The 17,611-nt window shown below is 73.0% G+C and carries 12 protein-coding genes; 4 read left to right on the top strand and 8 right to left on the bottom strand.

Features of this window, described 5'->3' with window-relative positions:
- Positions 1–48: 48 nt before the first annotated feature.
- Complete coding sequence (locus FGE12_RS07030; protein WP_153865625.1) at positions 49–624, bottom strand: YkgJ family cysteine cluster protein; 576 nt, start codon at positions 622–624, stop codon at positions 49–51.
- Positions 625–728: 104 nt separating this feature from the next.
- Here FGE12_RS07030 and FGE12_RS07025 point away from each other — a divergent pair, with 104 nt between their 5' ends.
- Positions 729–2,135: a pyridoxal-dependent decarboxylase gene (locus FGE12_RS07025; RefSeq protein WP_153865624.1), complete on the top strand. Its 1,407-nt coding sequence runs from the start codon at positions 729–731 to the stop codon at positions 2,133–2,135.
- Between the two features lie 91 nt (positions 2,136–2,226).
- Here FGE12_RS07025 and FGE12_RS07020 read toward each other — a convergent pair whose 3' ends face one another.
- The 5 genes from FGE12_RS07020 to FGE12_RS07000 all read right to left on the bottom strand — a co-directional run bounded on the left by FGE12_RS07020 (position 2,227) and on the right by FGE12_RS07000 (position 9,265).
- Complete coding sequence (locus tag FGE12_RS07020) at positions 2,227–3,675, bottom strand: M20 family metallopeptidase (protein ID WP_153865623.1); 1,449 nt, start codon at positions 3,673–3,675, stop codon at positions 2,227–2,229.
- A gap of 61 nt (positions 3,676–3,736) precedes the next feature.
- Positions 3,737–4,585, bottom strand: a complete 849-nt coding sequence (locus FGE12_RS30885) for a DUF4253 domain-containing protein (protein ID WP_153865622.1) — start codon at positions 4,583–4,585, stop codon at positions 3,737–3,739.
- 121 nt (positions 4,586–4,706) lie between these two features.
- Positions 4,707–4,910 (bottom strand): cold-shock protein, encoded by a 204-nt coding sequence (locus tag FGE12_RS07010; RefSeq protein WP_153865621.1) that lies wholly within the window; start codon positions 4,908–4,910, stop codon positions 4,707–4,709.
- A 223-nt stretch (positions 4,911–5,133) separates the two neighbouring features.
- Entirely contained in the window at positions 5,134–6,366 is a 1,233-nt protein-coding gene (gene odhB / locus FGE12_RS07005; RefSeq protein WP_153865620.1) for a 2-oxoglutarate dehydrogenase complex dihydrolipoyllysine-residue succinyltransferase, read from the bottom strand.
- Positions 6,356–9,265 (bottom strand): 2-oxoglutarate dehydrogenase E1 component, encoded by a 2,910-nt coding sequence (locus FGE12_RS07000; RefSeq protein ID WP_153865619.1) that lies wholly within the window; start codon positions 9,263–9,265, stop codon positions 6,356–6,358. Before FGE12_RS07000 ends, odhB begins: the two co-directional genes overlap by 11 nt.
- Positions 9,266–9,443: 178 nt before the next feature.
- On the opposite strand from FGE12_RS07000, the gene fabI reads away from it, so the two are divergent.
- Positions 9,444–10,268, top strand: a complete 825-nt coding sequence (gene fabI / locus FGE12_RS06995) for an enoyl-ACP reductase FabI (RefSeq protein ID WP_153865618.1) — start codon at positions 9,444–9,446, stop codon at positions 10,266–10,268.
- Positions 10,269–10,830: 562 nt separating this feature from the next.
- On the opposite strand, the gene FGE12_RS06990 is transcribed toward fabI, so the two are convergent.
- A complete protein-coding gene (locus FGE12_RS06990) occupies positions 10,831–12,759 on the bottom strand; it encodes an Ig-like domain-containing protein (protein ID WP_153865617.1) in 1,929 nt (642 codons plus the stop codon).
- 97 nt (positions 12,760–12,856) lie between these two features.
- On the opposite strand from FGE12_RS06990, the gene FGE12_RS30880 reads away from it, so the two are divergent.
- Both FGE12_RS30880 and FGE12_RS06980 read left to right on the top strand, forming a co-directional pair.
- Positions 12,857–14,071: a PEGA domain-containing protein gene (locus FGE12_RS30880; protein ID WP_153865616.1), complete on the top strand. Its 1,215-nt coding sequence runs from the start codon at positions 12,857–12,859 to the stop codon at positions 14,069–14,071.
- Positions 14,072–14,245: 174 nt separating this feature from the next.
- Positions 14,246–15,295 carry a chemotaxis protein CheB gene (locus FGE12_RS06980; RefSeq protein WP_194797669.1) on the top strand — a complete coding sequence of 350 codons (1,050 nt, stop codon included), beginning with the start codon at positions 14,246–14,248 and terminating at the stop codon, positions 15,293–15,295.
- Here FGE12_RS06980 and clpA read toward each other — a convergent pair whose 3' ends face one another.
- Positions 15,296–17,608 carry an ATP-dependent Clp protease ATP-binding subunit ClpA gene (clpA, locus tag FGE12_RS06975; RefSeq protein WP_194797668.1) on the bottom strand — a complete coding sequence of 771 codons (2,313 nt, stop codon included), beginning with the start codon at positions 17,606–17,608 and terminating at the stop codon, positions 15,296–15,298. It abuts the gene before it with no gap.
- Positions 17,609–17,611 lie beyond the last annotated feature (3 nt).

Raw genomic sequence — 17,611 nt, 5'->3', positions numbered from 1 at the left:
CTGAAGGACCCAGGGGCCCGGTGCGAGAGCGCCGGGCCCCTGCTGCATTCAGGGCCCCCCGGGCTCCGGAGCGGGCTCGGGCGGATGCGCCGCGAACCACTCGAAGAAGCCGAGCGCGGGGCGGCGGGCGAGCCTGTGCACCGCGTCCTCGAGCGCGTCGTGGTTTGCCCACACCAGGCCCTCATCGCCCTCGCGCTCGAGCATCGCGAGGATGAGGTGGCACCAGAGCCCCTCTCCGCGGGCGAGCGCGAAGCCGTAGGTGCGGCACGCGAGCGGGCGGTGCGCGTAGACGCTGCAGGCGCCGGTGGCGGGGTCCAGCAGCGGGCAGGTGTAGGGGCGCGCCGCCCCCGCCTCCGCCATCCGCGCCACGCGCTCGCGCACCGCCGCCCGGGTGCCTGCGTCCAGCGCGAGGAAGCCCTCCCACAGGTAGGCCCACTCCACGTCCGAGACGGGCAGGGGACCCGCGAGGTGGCGGCAGCAGTGGTCGCAGCCGCGGCGGCAGGGCCAGGAGGCGCGCTCGGCGGCGAGCGCCCGGGCACGCGCGTCCGCCTGCGCGTAGAGCGCCTCCAGCGCCGCGCGCGCCGCGCCATCCAGAAGGTCCCGTGCGTTGTCTCGTGCATCCATGTCGCTCCGCAGTCTTCACCCGGGAGGGCGGGACGAGAAGAGGATTGCCGCGGGCCGGGGGGCCTGCCTCAATGGCCCGCGGACCCCGAGAGGAGGCACGAGGGATGAGCACGCGTGCGTTGCTGGAGGAGGTGCTGCGGCTCGCCGCGGCCTACGAGGAGGGCCTGCCCGAGCGCCACGTCGGTCCCCGGGCAGGGGTGGCGGCGCTGCGCGAGGTGCTGGGCGGGCCCTTGCCGGAGCGGGGCGAGGACCCACGGCGGGTCATCACCGCGCTCGCCCGCGACGCGGACCCGGGCGTGGTGGCCATGGCGGGCCCGCGCTACTTCGGCTTCGTCACCGGTGGGCGGCTCCCGGTGGCGCTCGCCGCCGACTGGCTCACCTCCACGTGGGACCAGAACGGCTGCCTCGCGGTGATGTCCCCGGCCGTCTCGGTGCTCGAGGAGGTGGCGGGCACCTGGGTGAAGGGGCTGCTGGGCATCCCGCAGGAGGCGGGCGTGGGCTTCGTCACCGGCTCGCAGGTGGCCAACTTCACCGCGATGCTCGCCGCGCGCAACGCCCTGCTGCGCCGCGCGGGCTGGGACCTGGAGCGCGACGGGGTGCGCGGCAGCCCGCCCCTGCACGTGGTGATGGGCGAGGAGGCCCACTCCTCGGTGCAGCGCGCCCTGCGCTACCTGGGCGTGGGCACGCGGGACGTGCACGCGGTGCCGGTGGACGCGCAGGGACGGCTGCGCGCGGAGGCGCTGGGCCCGGTGCTCGCGCGCCTCGAGGGGCCCGTGCTCGTCTGCGCCCAGGCGGGCAACGTGAACACCGGCGCCTGCGACGCGCTGGAGCCCATCGCGGACGCCTGCGAGCGGCGCGGGGCCTGGCTGCACGTGGATGGCGCCTTCGGCCTGTGGGCGGCCGCGGCGCCGGCGCGCCGGCACCTGGTGCGCGGCCTCGAGCGCGCCCAGTCCTGGGCCCTGGACGCGCACAAGTGGCTCAACGTCCCCTACGACTCGGCGATGGTGGCCGTGCAGCCCGCGAGCGCGCTGAAGGACGCCATCTCGGTGAGCGCGGCCTACCTCCCGCAGGGCGGCGGCGAGCGCAACGCGCTGGAGTACGGGCTCGAGATGTCCCGGCGCGCGCGCGGGCTCACCGTGTACGCGGCGCTGCGCTCGCTGGGGCGCGAGGGCGTGGCCGAGCTGGTGGAGCGCTGCTGCCGGCTCGCCGCGCGCTTCGCCGAGCGGCTCGCGGCGGAAGGCGGCGTGCAGGTGCTCAACGAGGTGGTGCTCAACCAGGCGCTGGTGCGCTTCGCGCCCGCGGGGCTCTCGGCGGCCGAGGCAGATGCGCTCACCCGCGCCGTCATCGCCCGCGTGCAGCAGGAGGGCACCTGCTGGCTCGGCGGCACCGTGTGGCAGGGCGTCGCCGCGGTGCGGCTGAGCGTGTCCAACGCGAGCACCCGGGAGGCGGACATCGACCGCTCGGCGGAGGCGGTGCTCGCGGCGTACCGGGCGGAGCGGGGAGCGCGGTAGGGCCGCACGTCCCTCACCCCGTCCCCGCTCCCAGGGGGAGAGGGGACCGCCTCGCCCTCCTCCTTCGTGAAGGAGGAGGGCGGCTGCGACCTCAGCGCTTCGCGTGCGCGGCGATGACGCTGGCCACGCAGGCGGTGAGCTTCTTGCCGGTGGGGATGTGCAGGAACTCGTTGGGGCCGTGCGCGTTGCTGCCGGGCCCCAGCACGCCGGTGATGAGGAACTGGGCCTTGGGGAACTTGCGGCCGAGCATCTCCATGAAGGGGATGGTGCCGCCCTCGCCCAGGGCCATGGCGGGCTTGCCGAAGTAGGTGCGGCTCGCGGCGTCCACGGCCTGCTCGAGCCACTTCTCGAGCGGCGGCGCGTCCCAGCCGGCGCTGGCCTTCTCGCCCTCGAAGCGCACCTTGGCGCCGTAGGGCGGGTCCTTCTCCAGCGCCTCCTTCAGCGCGCGGCTCGCCGCGGACGGGTCCACCCGGGGCGGGATGCGCATGGAGAGCTTCAGCGCGGTGCCGGGGCGCAGCACGTTGCCGGCGCTCGCGAGCGGGGGCATGCCGTCCACGCCGGTGAGCGAGAGCGCGGGGCGCCAGGTGCGGTTGAGCACCAGCTCGGTGTGGTCCGTGGAGACGGGGTGGCTGCCCTCGACCCAGGGGAAGCGGCTGAAGAGATCCTTGTCCAGCGTGTCCGCCACGGCCTTCGCCTGCGCCTGGCGCTCGGGCGGGATGGCCGTGTGCAGCGCGTCCACCTTGATGCGGCCCGTCGCCTCGTCCTCCACGCGGCTGAGCAGCTGGCGCAGGATGCGGAAGGAGGAGGGGACCACGCCGCTCGCGTCACCCGAGTGCACGCCCTCGGTGAGGATGTCCACGCGCAGGTTGCCGGCGACCAGGCCGCGCAAGGACGTGGTCATCCACAGCTGCTCGTAGTTCGCGCAGCCCGAGTCCAGGCACACCACGAGGCTGGGGCTGCCGATGCGCGGCGCGAGCGCCTCGATGTACGCGGGCAGGTCGTAGCTGCCGCTCTCCTCGCAGGCCTCCACCAGCACCACGCAGCGCGCGTGCGGCAGGCCCTGCTCCTTGAGCAGGCGCAGCGCCGCGAGGCTCGCGAAGGCCGAGTAGCCGTCGTCCGCGCCGCCGCGCCCGTAGAGCTTGTCGCCCTCGCGCTTGGGCTCCCAGGGGCTCAGCCCCTTGCGCCAGCCGGTCATCTCCGGCTGCTTGTCCAGGTGGCCGTAGAGCAGCACGGTGTCGCTGCTGGCGGAGGAGCCCGGCACCTCGAGGAGGATGACCGGGGTGCGCGCCTCGCCCTTCTCGTTGTGGAGCTGCACCACCTCCACCTTCAGCCCCGGGATGTGCGCCACCTGCTCGCGGCACCAGCCAGCGATGAGCTGCACGGCGGCGTCCATGTGGCCCTGGGCCTTCCAGTCCGGGGCGAAGGCGGGGCTCTTGTTGGGGATGCGGATGTAGCGCTCGAGCGCGGGCAGGATCTCCTGCTCCCAGATGCGCTCGGAGGAGGCGTTGGCGATGGAAGGGTCGAAGCTCGGCTGGCTCATGGCCCCTCCCTTTATCACCGCGCCGGGGGGGCACGCCCACATGTGTGCACAGCCCTGCTGATCACTCCCACCAGAAGCGCCAGCTGCCCGCGCCCTGCAGCCTCCCGGCGAGCTGGGCGAGCGCCTCGGGGCCGGGGGCGGCGAGCTCGGCGCAGTAGGCCGCCTGCTCGCGCGCGAGCTGCAGGCAGGCCTCGGGCTCGGTGGGCGGGCGCAGCACGCGCAGCTCCAGGGTGTCGTGGCCCAGCGCCACCGGCTCCGCCCCGTAGCGCCCCTGCCAGTGCCGCAGCATGGCGCCGTGCTGGGCAGGGGAGGGGCACTCGTTGAAGCCCCCGAAGCGCAGGCGCACCGGCGCCTGCCAGGGCTCGGCGCACGCCGGCACCAGCGCGAGCGCCACGCGCGCGAAGGGCGCCCCCGTGCCCGCCTCGTGCGTGAAGCGCAGGCCCCCCGCCGCTGCCCGGCCTCCGCCGCCCGCCTCGCCCGCCTCGGCGGCCTCCTCGGCCTCCAGCGCCGCCTCCGCGTCCGCGAGCTCCTGCGCATCCAGCTGCGGCTCCAGCCCCGCCGCCTGCATCAGCTGCACGAGCCCGGCGAGCCGCGCCCCGGCCCAGCCCGCGGGCTCGGGCGCGAGCTGCTCCGCCTCGCTCAGCAGCGCGGCGGTGTCCTCGTCCTCGCTCGCCCCCAGCTGCTCGAGCAGCAGCTCCAGCTCGTCCTCGGGGCCGAGCAGCAGCGGGTAGTGCCCGGTGTCGGAGCTCGCCTCGCGCAGCCGCTCCCAGAGGGCGCGCGCGCCGGCGCCCGGGACCACGAGCCGGGGCAGGGGCTCGCGCGCGCCGGGCAGCAGGGCGAGCCCCGAAGGGTCCACTCCACAGGCCTCCAGGCGGGCGGCCAGGGCCTTGAGCGAGGCAGGTGGCTTCACGCGGGTGTCCTCACGCTCGTACAGCTTGCGAACCCCTCCTGCAAAAAGCGAGAGGCCCGGTGCCCCGAAGGGTACCGAGCCTCTCAGACAAGCCAGCCCGTGAGGCGTGGCTTGAACGTCCTTACAGCGGGCGGACGTTCTGGGCCTGCAGGCCCTTGGGGCCACGGCCGACGTCGAACTCCACCTTCTGACCCTCAGCCAGGGTGCGGAAGCCCTGGGTCTGGATGGCGGTGTGGTGGCAGAACACGTCCTCGCCGCCCCCGTCCTGGGTGATGAAGCCGAAGCCCTTCGCGTCGTTGAACCACTTCACGGTACCAGTTGCCATTTCGCTTCCTTGTCTACCGGGGCCCGCCCGTTGGGCGGCCCCCTCATTACGCCCTTCCGCACATTCGGAAGAGCAGCCCTCTTCTAGTGACCCGGGAGGCCGAAAGTCCAGCCACACCGGGGCGATTTTCGGTTTTCTGGAAACTTCATCTCCAGAACACCGGATCGCCAACGCTTTGATCGGACCCCCGACCCGGGGGCCGAGGGGGGAGGAGGCGGCTCGCTCAGACCTCGAGCAGCATGCGCGTGGGGTCCTCGATGCAGTCCTTGATGCGGACGAGGAACTGCACGGCCTCCCGGCCGTCCACCAGGCGGTGATCGTAGGACAGGGCGAGGTACATCACCGGGCGGATGACCACCTGGCCGTCGCGCGCCACCGGGCGCTCCACGATGTTGTGCATCCCCAGGATGCCCGTCTGCGGCGGGTTGAGGATGGGGGTGGAGAGCATGGAGCCGAAGGTGCCCCCGTTGGAGATGGTGAAGGTGCCGCCCTGCAGGTCCGCCAGCGCGAGCTTGTCGTTCTTCGCCTTCTGGCCGAACTCGGCGATCTTCTTCTCCAGGTCCGCGAGGCCCAGCTGGTCCGCGTCCCGGATGACCGGGACCACGAGGCCGCGGGTGCCGCTCACCGCCACGCCGATGTCGTAGTACTTCTTGAAGACCACGTCCTCGCCGTCGATCTCCGCGTTGATCTGCGGGAAGGCCTTGAGGGCCTCGATCGCGGCGCGCACGAAGAAGCTCATGAAGCCGAGCTTCACGCCGTGCTTGGCCTGGAACTTCTCGTTGTACTGCTTGCGCACCGCCATCACCCCGCCCATGTCCACCTCGTTGAAGGTGGTGAGGATGGCGGCGGTGCTCTGCGCCATCACCAGGCGCTCGGCGACGCGGCGGCGCAGCGGGGTCATCTTCACCCGCTCCTCGCGCGCGGCGTTGGCGCGCGGGCCGGAGGGCGCGGCCGGGGCGGGCGCTGCGGCCGGGGCGGGCGTGGAGGCCGGAGCGGGGGCGCCGCCCTTCACGTGACCCAGCACGTCCTCCTTGGTGATGCGGCCCCCGGCGCCCGAGCCCTTGAGCTGCGCGGGGTCCAGGCCGTGGTCCTCGGCCATGCGGCGCGCGGTGGGGGTGATGCGCTGGCCGTCCTGGCCCGCGGGCGCGGCGGCCGCAGGCGCCGGCGCAGCGGCCGGAGCCGCAGCGGCGGCCGCGGGCGCAGAAGCGCCAGCGCCGGCGCCGGCCTCGATCGTGCCGAGCACGGCGCCCACGGTGACCTTGTCACCGTCCTTGAACGCGATGCTGCCCAGGGTGCCGGCGGCGGGAGCGGGCACGTCGATGGTGACCTTGTCGGTCTCCAGCACGACGAGCGGCTCGTCCGCGCTCACGGCGTCGCCGGCCTTCTTGTTCCACTTGCCGATGACGGCTTCGGTGATCGACTCGCCCAGGGGCGGAACCTTGATCTCAACGGCCATTCGTATTTCCTCGGAGGACGGCTTGCTCGACGATCAGCTGCTGCTCCAGGTCGTGCGTCTTCGTGAAGCCGGTGGCGGGGCTCGCGGCCTCCGCACGGCCCACGTAGCCGACCTTGAGCGGCACACCCCCCGCGCGCGCGGAAGCCAGGTCGTGCAGGCGGGGGAACATGAAGTGCCAGGCGCCCGCGTTGCGCGGCTCCTCCTGCACCCAGAGGAGCTCGGCGAGCTTCGGCATCTTCGCCACGAGCCCCGAGAGCTCGTCCGCGGGGTACGGGTAGAGCTGCTCCACGCGCACGATGGCCACGGAGGAGTCCTTGCGCTCGTCGCGCGCCTTGAGCAGGTCGTAGTAGACCTTGCCGCTGCACAAGAGCAGGCGCGTGACCTTCGCAGGGTCGATCTCCGGCTTGTCGAAGATGACCTTCTGGAAGCTGCCCTGCGCGAGCTCGTCCAGGTGGCTCGCCGCCTCCGCCTTGCGCAGCAGGCTCTTGGGCGTCATCACCACCAGCGGCTTGCGCAAGGGGCGCAGCACCTGGCGGCGCAGCAGGTGGAAGATCTGCGCGGGGCTGCTCGGGTAGCAGACCTGGATGTTGTCGTCCGCGCACAGGTCCAGGAAGCGCTCGAGGCGCGCGCTGGAGTGCTCGGGGCCCTGGCCCTCGTAGCCGTGGGGCAGGAAGAGGGTGAGCCCGCTCAGCCGCTTCCACTTCGCCTCACCGGCCGCGATGAACTGGTCGATGATGATCTGCGCGCCGTTGGCGAAGTCTCCGAACTGCGCCTCCCAGATGGTGAGGCCGTCCGGCACGTCCAGGCTGTAGCCGTACTCGAAGCCGAGGCAGGCGTACTCGCTCAAGGGGCTGTTGTAGATGTGGAAGCTGCCGTTGCCCTGGGCGAACTGCTTCAGCATCACGTGCTTCTGGCCGGTCTGGGTGTCGTTGATGACGGCGTGGCGGTGGCTGAAGGTGCCGCGCTCCACGTCCTGGCCGGTGATGCGCACGCTGTAGCCCTCGGCGAGCAGCGTCGCGTACGCGAGGCTCTCGCCGGCGCTCCAGTTGAGCGTCTCGGTCTGCAGCATGCCCTGGCGGCTCTTGAGCACGGTGCGCTCCACGTCCTTGTGGACGTGGAAGCCCTCGGGCGCGGTGCCGAGCTTCTGCAGGAAGTCCTTCAGGCGCGCCTTGTCCACGCCGGTCTCGGGAGACGGGGTGGTCTTCTCCGAGCCGCCCTTGTAGGCCTTCCACAGGCCCTCGAGCGCGCTGGGCTCCTTGTACTGGTTCTCCTGCTTCACGCGGGTGAGCGCCGCGTCGAAGTCCTGGTAGGCCTTCTGCTTGATGGCCTCTGCGTCCTCGGCGCTGAGGCGCTGCGCCTTGGCGAGCTCCTGCGCGTAGAGCGTGCGCACCGTGGGGTGCTTGTCGATGAGCGCGTACATCTTGGGCTGGGTGAAGCGCGGCTCGTCGCCCTCGTTGTGGCCGTAGCGGCGGTAGCAGATGAGGTCCACCACCACGTCGCTCTTGAACACCTGGCGGTACTCGGCGACGAGCTTCGCCACGTGCACGCAGGCCTCGGCGTCGTCCCCGTTCACGTGGAAGATGGGGATGTCCAGCATCTGCGCGATCGCGGTGGCGTAGATGCTCGAGCGGCTGTCGTCCGGGTCGGTGGTGAAGCCCACCTGGTTGTTGATGACCACGTGCACGGTGCCGCCGGTGGTGTAGCCGCGCAGCCCCGCGAGGTTCAGCGTCTCGGCCACGATGCCCTGGCCCATCATCGCGGCGTCGCCGTGGATGAGCAGCGGCAGCACCTTGGCGCGCTCGGTGTCCCCGCCGCGGTCCTGCTTCGCGCGCACGCGCCCCTCGACCACCGGGTCCACCGCCTCGAGGTGGCTGGGGTTGAAGGCGAGGCTCAGGTGCACCCCGGTGCCCGCGCGCGTGGTGTGGTCGCTGGAGAAGCCCATGTGGTACTTCACGTCGCCGCGGCCGAAGTAGGCCTTCGGGTCCTTGGGCCCCTCGAACTCGCTGAAGATCTGGTCCGGGCGCTTGCCCAGGATGTTGGTCAGCACGTTGAGGCGGCCGCGGTGGGCCATGCCGATGACCACCTCGCGCACGCCCATGGGCGCGGCCTGCTCCATCATCGCGTCGATCATCGGCACCAGCGCCTCGCCGCCGTCGAGGCTGAAGCGCTTCGCGCCGATGTACTTGGTGTGCAGGAAGCTCTCGAACCCCTCTGCGTAGCTGAGCTTGGTGAGGATGTGGCGCTGGTCCTCGGGGGAGAACTGCGTGCGGTTCTCCGCGTGCTCCATGCGCTTCATCAGCCAGCGGCGCCGCTCGCTGTCGAGCATCTGCATGAACTCCACGCCGATGCTGCCGCAGTAGGTGCGGCGCAGGCGCGCGAGCAGGTCGCGCAGGCGCACGCGCTCCTCGGGGAACACGCCGGTGGTGTTCACCTGCTGGTCCAGCTCACGCTCGCTGAAGGCGCTGTCCTTCACCAGCCCCACGTCCGCCACGTGCTCGAGCGGCGGGCGCTGGCGGCCCAGCGGGTCCAGGTTCGCGCGCAGGTGGCCGCGCAGCCGGAACGCGTTGATGGTCTGCGTGACGCGCGCCTGCAGGTCCATGTCCAGCGCGGCCTGGGCCGTGGGGGCCGTGCCGGCGGCCGGAGCCGCGGCCTGCTGCAGCGCGGCGGCGGCGGCGCCGTTGCCCTTGGCGCCCTTGCCGGGGACGGCCGGCGGGGGCGGGGGCGGGCGGAACTCGGGGGGCACCACGCCGACGATGGGGCGGCCCGCGCCCGCGTTGCCGGCGAAGAGCTCGCGCCAGCTCGGATCCACGCTCGCGGGGTCCTCGAGGAAGCGCGCGTACAGCCCTTCGATGAAGTCGATGTTGGCACCGGAGAGGTGCGTGTCCTGGAAGTTCGACATGGCGGTTGCGTCTTTTACTGGATGGGGGCGCAGATGGGAGACTTTCCCGACGATTTGTTGGCCCCTGCGCCCCTGCTCCTCCGGGGCTCCGGGTTATGGACGCAATCGCTTTGTCGCGCAGGTGGGCAGAGGTGATAAAGGCGCACCCCCGCTCCTCACACGGAAAGGCAGAGTCCGCATGCTGCTTCAGGGCAAGAAGCTCCTCATCACCGGCGTGCTCACCCCCCAGTCCATCGCCTACGGCATCGCCGAGCGGGCGCTGGAGCAGGGTGCCGAGATCATGCTCACCGGCTTCGGCCGCGCCCGCTCCCTCACCGAGCGCAGCGCCAAGCGCCTGAAGTCCGGCACCGAGGTGCTCGAGCTGGACGTGACCAACCCCGCGCACTTCACCGCGCTCACCGAGAGCCTGCGCCAGAAGTGGGGCCGGGTGGACGGCGCGCTGCACGCAGTGGCCTACGCGCCCGAGGACGCGCTGGGCGGCAACTTCCTCAACACCCCGTGGGAGAGCGTGCAGACCGCCTTCCGCATCTCCACGTTCTCGCTGCGCGACCTCGCCGTGGCGGTGATGCCCCTGATGAGCGCGGGCGGCTCCATCGTCACCCTGGACTTCGACAACCAGAACGTCGCCTGGCCCATCTACGACTGGATGGGCGTGTGCAAGGCGGGGCTCGAGGCCTGCGTGCGCTACCTCGCGCGCGACCTGGGCCCCAAGGGCATCCGCGTCAACGCGCTCGCCGCGGGGCCGCTCGCCACCATCGCCGCCAAGGGCATCCCGGGCTTCAAGAGCCTCGAGCAGGGCTGGGGCACCCAGGCCCCGCTGGGCTGGAGCGCCAAGGACAGCCACGACATGGTCAGCCGCACCGCCTGCGCCATGCTGAGCGACTGGATGCCCAGCACCACGGGCGAGATCGTCCACGTGGACGGCGGCTACCACGCCATCGGCGCGCCGCCGGTGGACCCCAGCCTCGACGAGGCCCCGGCGGAGCCGAAGAAGGCGGAGTAGCGTCCCTCCGGGACAGGGCTCGCGGGCTTCGGGCCACCGTGCCTGGCGAGACTCGGCGGAGGGGCCGTGGGGCGCATCGATGCACGGAGCGAGCTCGCATGCGCCGCGTTCGCGGCCCCGGTGCACGCTTCGAGCAGGGCGCGCGAGAGTGGCGCGAGAGGCACGGCCTCGAGAGGGAGAGGCCGGGAGGGAACGGGGCTTCTCAGGGCGGGTGAAGCCGTCCAAGACTCGCGGGACAGGTGTCTCGAAGAGAGACGCCCCTCCCGGGCGCGGACCGGCGCGCGCTGCAGAAAGGTAAAATCCTATTTTACGTTTTTGCGCGACGCGGGCCGCCGCTCCCGAGGGGGGACACACGCAGAGTGAAGCTGCGCTCGGGGCCGGAGCATGGGTGCGTGGAACGGGCGTTTCGCTCCACGCGAGGGGCCGCGCCGGCCAGCGTGTCACCCCTGAGCGCCGCGGACTGGCATCGCCCCCTCGCGAAGAACCTCAGCGCTCCGCCACTTTTCCGGTCCTGACGCTCCCACCGGCACGCCAGCGTTCGTTCGGCGCTCAGCGCGCGGCATCACGGATACAGCGCCACCACGCGCTGGCGGCGCAGGTCCACGAGGTACACGAGGCCCGAGTCGGGCGTGGCCACCGCCAGGTCGCCTCCGAAGCTGCGGTCGTAGCGGTAGATCCAGCGGGGGTTGCCGCGGGCGTCCACGCTCGCGAGCGCGCCCACGTCGTTGGTCACGCGCAGCAGCACCGCCACGCCCTGCGCGGTGGGGACCGCGCTGTTGTCCGCCTCGAGCGGAGCAGGCGTCTCCTGCTCGAAGGAGGCGGGCAGCAGGCTCGTCGCGGGCTGGAGGCCAGGCGCGTGGCGCGCGAGCGCGGTCTGCGTCGCCCCCTGCGCCTCGAGCGTGAGCAGCTGCTCGCTGCCCAGCTGCCCGCTGACGAGCGCGTTGAAGTCCGGGAAGCTCGCCAGCGCGGGCCAGGGTTGGGACACCGCGCGGTCGCTGCCGAAGCGGTAGACGCCCCCCGGCTTGAGGAAGCCCGGCGTCTCCGAGCCCAGCGCGAAGGCGCCCCCACCCAGCGGCAGGGCGCGCGAGACGGCGGGGACGCTCTGGCCGCCGGGGCTGGGGAAGAGCGTGACCATGCCCTTGCTCCCGTCCGCGTCCACGAACATGTCCTGGGCCTCCGAGGAGCACGCGCTGCCGCTGCAGCAGATGCTGCTGCCCTGGGCCATGCCCATCACGAGCACGCGCCCGCCCGAGACCACCATCGCGCTCGGGTTGCGCAGCTGCGCGAGCCCCGGCGTGGAGAGCTGGGCGATGCGCTCGCTGCCCCCGGGGCGCAGGCAGTGCAGCTCGAGCAGGCCGCAGGTGGCGCCCAGCTGCGAGAAGCACAGCTCGTCGCCCACGGCGGCCGGCACGCGCACGGCGCTCGCGGAGAGGGGCTTGCTCGGCGCGGTGGTGCCCTGCACGAGGTCGTAGTAGTGCGCGTCGCCGTTGCCGTTGGCGAGCAGCGTGCGCCCGAGCAGGTCCACGCCGGCGCCCAGGTAGCCGCCGTCCAGCTGCTCGGGGGGCACGGTGCGTACCTCCCCCGCGGCCGCGCGCATCAGCACCGGCACCCACTCCGTGCCGCTGCGGCCGCCCGCGCTCACCACCGGCAGCACCAGGCCCTCCTTCGTCGCCACCGGCAGCTGCGGGATGACCGTGCCGTCGCCGTTCGCGCGCCCCAGCGCCACGCCCGGGATGCTGCGCTCCCACGCGATGCGCGAGACGAAGGTGCGCGCCACCACGCGCGGCGCCGGGTTGCCGTTGAGCCCGCGCGCCTCCACCGCCACGTCCAGCGGGCGCTCCACCTGCTCGAGCAGCGCGAGCGGCGGGGCGCCTGCGTCCGCGTCCCAGGTGTCCACGCCCAGCCCCGGCGCCGCAGGCACCGTGGCGCTGAAGGTGTTGGCGTCCACCGGGACCGCCTGCACGCCCACGCCCTCCACGCTCACCAGCGGCCCGGCGATGGGCCGGTCGCTCTTCACCAGCACGGTGAAGGCGCGCCCGGGCGCCACGCGCTCGGGCAGCACCAGCTCCACCGCGGGCGCGCTCGCGTCCACCTGCACCTCGGCGCTCGCGCTGCCCTCCATGCCGGTCGCGTCCACCGCGCGCGCCACCAGCGTGACGGCGACGGTGCCCGCGTCCGCGCCAGCGGCGGCCGTGCACGGGCGCAGGTCCACGGTGGCCACGTAGGGCGCCGAGGTCCAGCTGAAGAGCGGGGTGGCGCCGCACACGAGGGTGACCGAGCGGATGCCGTTGGCGTCCTGGGCCTCGAGCGTCACGGGGAGGGTCTGCGACACGCGCGCACCCGAGGCCGCCACGTCCGGGTTGACGAAGCGCACCACGGGCGGCGCGCCCGGGCCGGGCGGGGGTACATCCAGGTCGCGGCAGCCCGCGAGACCCGTAAACGCGGCGAGTCCGAGCAGACCCGCGGCACTGCGCACGATGCGACTCCGCATACAGCCCCCCTCCATCGGGCGCCCTCTCGCGCTCCGAACACTTTCCGACATATACAGCCAAGTGCCCGGGCTTCAAACCGGGGGGGGAGACTTCACCGTGTTCAGCCCGCTGCGCCGCACCCTGCCTTGCCTTCTCCTGGGCCCGCTGCTCCTCGCGCCCACGCTCGCGCGCGCCGCCGCGCCCGCCGCCCCGAGCGCGGCGGCCTCCAGCGCGGCGCCCTCGAGCGCGACCGAAGAGCACCCGCCCCTGGTGGTGCTGGACCTCGCGGCGCAGGGCTCGGGCGCACCGGAGGCCCAGGCGGCCACCCTGGGCGTGGTGCGCGGCCTGCGCCAGCTCGAGGTGTTCCAGGTGCTCAGCGCGGACGACGTGCGCCAGTTGCTCGCGCTCGAGCGCAACCGGCAGCTCTTCGGCGCCGAGGGCTCGGGCAACCTGCAGCTGAGCCGCGCGCTGGGCGCCCAGCACACCGTGGTGGGCACCCTCACGCGCACGGGCGCGGGCCTCAGCGTGGAGCTGCGCCTGCTGGACGTGAGCGGCGGCGCGGTGGTGAGCCAGCAGACCTACGGGCCGGTGCCGGGGCTCGAGCAGCTCGCCGGCGTGCTGCCCGGGCTCGCCCAGTCGCTGATGGCGCCGCTCTTGCGCGAGCGCCAGGGCAGCCTCCTCGTGCACGCGAGCGAGGAGGGCGCCGAGGTGCTGGTGGACGACGCGCTGCTGGGCTCCACGCCGCTCAAGGCCCCGCTGCCGCTCGCGCAGGGCGTGCACCGGCTGGTGGTGCGCAAGGACGGCTTCATCTCGCAGTCCGCCGCGGTGCGCATCGAGCCCACGCAGCTCGCCCGCCAGGAGGTGACGCTGCTGCCCTCGCCCGACTACGCAGAGGCCTGGCACGAGCGCCACGGGCGCCTGCGCATCGGGGCGTACCTGGCCACGGGCGCGGCGGTCGGCGCGCTCGCGGGCGCCTACCTGCTGGACCAGAAGAGCACCGCGCCGCTGTACCGCACCGAGTTCCACCCGCGTCAGCTCGCGCTGGCGGGCGGCGTGCCCTCGCCCGGCGAGCTGGATGCGAAGGCGCAGGCCGTCTACGCCGCGTGCGGCCAGGACGAGACCGCCTGCCGCCAGAAGCTGGACTCCCTCAGCGGGCGCCTGCAGCGCCAGCAGTGGGGCACGGCGGGGCTCGCGGTGGTGGGCCTCGGCGCCGGGGTGACGGCCGCCTACCTCTGGCTCTCCGGCGAGGACCCCAACCGCTACAGCGGGCTGGTGGCCGGCGTGGGGGCGGGTAGCGGCGGACCCACGCTGGCGCTCGGCGGGCAGTTCTAGCCCCACCGGGCGGGGGAGCGGGGCGGCGGGGCCCGCAGTTGGGGGCGCGCGCACGGCTTGGCTAGACTCGCGTCCCGGCCGCATCCGCGGCGGGAGCGAGGGTGGACGGCGCGTGAGCAGGCGCAGGGGTGACGGGGAGGCGGAGGCGCCGCACGCGGGCACTGCGGGGCGCCGGTGAGGCGGCCCGTCCGGGTGCTCGTGGTGGACGACTCGCCCACCATGGCGAGCGCGCTCACGGCGCTGCTCACCGAGGACCCGCGCATCGAGGTGGTGGGGCGCGCCGCCGACGGGCAGCGCGCCGTCGCGCTCGCGCGGCTGCTGCGCCCGGACGTCATCACCATGGACCTGCTGCTGCCCGCGCTGGATGGGCCGGCGGCGATCGAGCGCATCATGACGGAGGCGCCCACGCGCATCCTGGTGGTGAGCTCGATGGCGGGGGAGGGCGCAGACGAGCGCGGCGCGAGCCTCTGCTTCGAGGCGATGCGCGCCGGGGCGCTCGAGCTCATCGGCAAGCCGGCGGCGACGGGCTTCGAGGACCTGCGGCGCTGGGGCCGCCAGCTCGCGGAGTCCGTGTGCCTGGTGTCGGAGATCCCCGTCGTCACCCGGCGCCCGCGCGTGGGGCCGCCCCTGCCCGCGGCGGGGCCGGCGCGCGTGGACGTGTTCGCGCTCGTGGCCTCCACGGGGGGACCCCCGGCGCTCGCGGAGATATTGGGCAGGCTGCCCGGGGAGCTCGCCGCCCCGCTGCTCGTCGCGCAGCACATGCAGGCGGGCTTCACCCCGGGGCTGGTGCGCTGGCTGGACGGGCTCACCGCACTGGGCTTGCAGCTGGCGCGCGAGGGTGAGCGACTCGAGCCGGGCCACGTGTACCTCCCGCCGGATGGCCACGACCTGCTCGTGGGCCCGGGGGGCGTCGCGCGCCTCTCGCGCTCGCGCGCCGGGCCCTGCCCCTCCGGAGATGCGCTGCTCGAGTCACTCGCGCGGGTGTACGGCTGGCGCGCGGGCGCCGTCGTGCTCACCGGCATGGGCGAGGACGGGGCGCGCGGCCTGCTCTCGCTGCGGCAGGCCGGCGGCCTCACGCTCGCCCAGGACGCGGCGAGCAGCGTGGTGTACGGGATGCCGCGCGCCGCAGCCGAGCTGCAGGCCGCCGAGCGCATCCTGGCGCTCGGCGAGGTGCCCGACTGCATCCGGGAGGCCTGCGGCGAGGCCCCCCGGAAGAGCCGCTAGCTACGCGGGCTCGGGCTCGCGCGCCGCCGGCACGGCCTGCAGCTTCAGGCGCTCCTTGCCGTCCGTCTCATCGCGCACCACGTCGAAGCGGGCGACGCCGCCGTCCTTCAGGTCCCCGAAGAGCAGCGCCTCGGCGAGCGGCTTCTTGAGGCTGTTGTCCACGAGGCGCGCCATGGGGCGCGCACCGAAGGCCGGGTCGTAGCCGTGCTCGGCGAGCCAGCCGCGGGCGGCCGGGGTGAGCTCCAGCTGCACGCGCTTCTCGGCGAGGAGGTTCTTGAGCAGCTTCACCTCCTTGTCCACCACCTTGAGGATGACCTCGGGGGGCAGGCCGTTGAAGAGGATCCACCCGTCCAGGCGGTTGCGGAACTCCGGCGTGAAGGTGCGCTCGATGGCCTTCTTCGCGCGGCTCGCGTCCATGCCGGGCACGCCCGCGCCGAAGCCCAGCGCGCTCGTGGCCATGTCGCTCGCGCCCGCGTTCGTGGTCAGGATGAGCACGATGTTGCGGAAGTCCGCCTTGCGGCCGTTGTTGTCCGTGAGCGTGGCGTGGTCCATGACCTGGAGCAGGATGTTGAAGAGGTCCGGGTGGGCCTTCTCGATTTCATCCAGCACCAGCACCGCGTAGGGCGCCTTGCGGATGGCGTCCGTGAGCAGGCCGCCCTGGTCGAAGCCCACGTAGCCCGGGGGCGCACCGATGAGCCGGCTCACGGTGTGCTTCTCCGAGTACTCGCTCATGTCGAAGCGCAGGAACTCCACGCCCAGCACCTGCGCGAGCTGCTTGGCGAGCTCCGTCTTGCCCACGCCCGTGGGGCCGCTGAAGAGGAAGGAGCCGATGGGCTTCTCCGGGCTGCGCAGCCCCGAGCGCGCGAGCTTGATGGTGCTCGCCAGGTCCTCGATGGCCTTGTCCTGGCCGAAGATGACCTGCTTGAGCTCGCCCTCCAGGTTCTTGAGGGCGATGCCTTCCGTCGCGGTGACGCTCTTGGCGGGGATGCGCGCCATCTTCGCCACCACGTTCTCCACGTCCGTCACCGTGACGGTGTGGGTGCGCTGCTCCTTCGGCTTGAGGCGGTCGGCCGCGCCCGTCTCGTCGATGACGTCGATGGCCTTGTCCGGCAGGAAGCGGTCGTTGATGTGCTTCGCCGACAGCTCCGCCGCGGCCCTGAGCGCCCCTTCCGCGTACTTCACGCCGTGGTGCTCCTCGTAGCGGCCCTTGAGCCCTTCCAAGATGAGCACGGTGTCCTCCACCGAGGGCTCCAGCACGTCGATCTTCTGGAAGCGGCGGCTGAGCGCGCGGTCGCGCTCGAACGCGGACTTGTACTCCTGGTAGGTCGTGCTCCCGATGCAGCGCAGCCGGCCGCTCGCGAGCGCGGGCTTGAGCAGGTTGCTCGCGTCCATGGAGCCGCCGCTCGTCGCACCCGCCCCGACGATGGTGTGGATCTCGTCGATGAAGAGGATGGCGTCCGGCTGCTCCTGCAGCTCCTTGAGCACGCCCTTGAGCCGCTCCTCGAACTGGCCGCGGAACTTGGTGCCCGCGAGCAGCGCGCCCATGTCCAGCGAGTACACGACGGCGTTGGCGAGCGCCTCGGGCACCTTCTTCTCGTGGATGCGCAGCGCGAGCCCCTCGGCGATGGCCGTCTTGCCCACGCCCGCCTCACCCACGTAGAGCGGGTTGTTCTTGCGGCGGCGGCAGAGCACCTGGATGGTGCGCTCGAGCTCCCGGTCGCGCCCGATGAGCGGGTCGATGCGGCCCGCCTCGGCCTCCAGGTTGAGCTGGGTGGTGTAGGCCTCGAGCGGGCTCTTGGGGCGCGGCTCGCCCTCCTCGTCCTCGCCGGCGCCCTGGGGGCTGCCCGCGCCCTCGGCGCCGGGGCTGCCGTCCTTGCCCACCCCGTGGCTGATGAAGTTGAGCAGGTCCAGGCGCGTGATGCCCTCCTGCTGCAGGAGGTAGAGCGCGTGGCTCTCCTCCTCGCGGAACATGGCGACGAGCACGTCCCCGCCGTCGATGACCTTCTGCTCCGCGCTCAGCGCGTGCACCGCCGCGCGGTGCAGCACCCGCTCCACCCCGATGGTCTGCTGGGGCTCGGCCTCCACCCCCTCGGGCAGCCGCTCGACGGTCTCCTCGAGGAAGGTCTCCAGGCGTTCCTGGAGGCGCTTCACGTTGGCTCCGCACCCCTTGAGGACCTCGCGCGAGCGCGGGTCCTTCGTCAGCGCGAGCAGCAGGTGCTCGAGCGTGAGGTACTCGTGGTTCATCCGGTGCGCCTCTTCGAGCGCGTTCCGGAAGCTCACCTGCAACTCCTTGGCAATCAGCGGTCCCGCCACGTT

Origin of the sequence: Aggregicoccus sp. 17bor-14 (assembly GCF_009659535.1) — a bacterium.
In the GTDB taxonomy this organism is placed as follows: domain Bacteria; phylum Myxococcota; class Myxococcia; order Myxococcales; family Myxococcaceae; genus Aggregicoccus.
The sequence above is the reverse complement of the archived record's forward strand: the minus strand, read 5'-3'. Positions and strand labels throughout refer to the sequence as shown.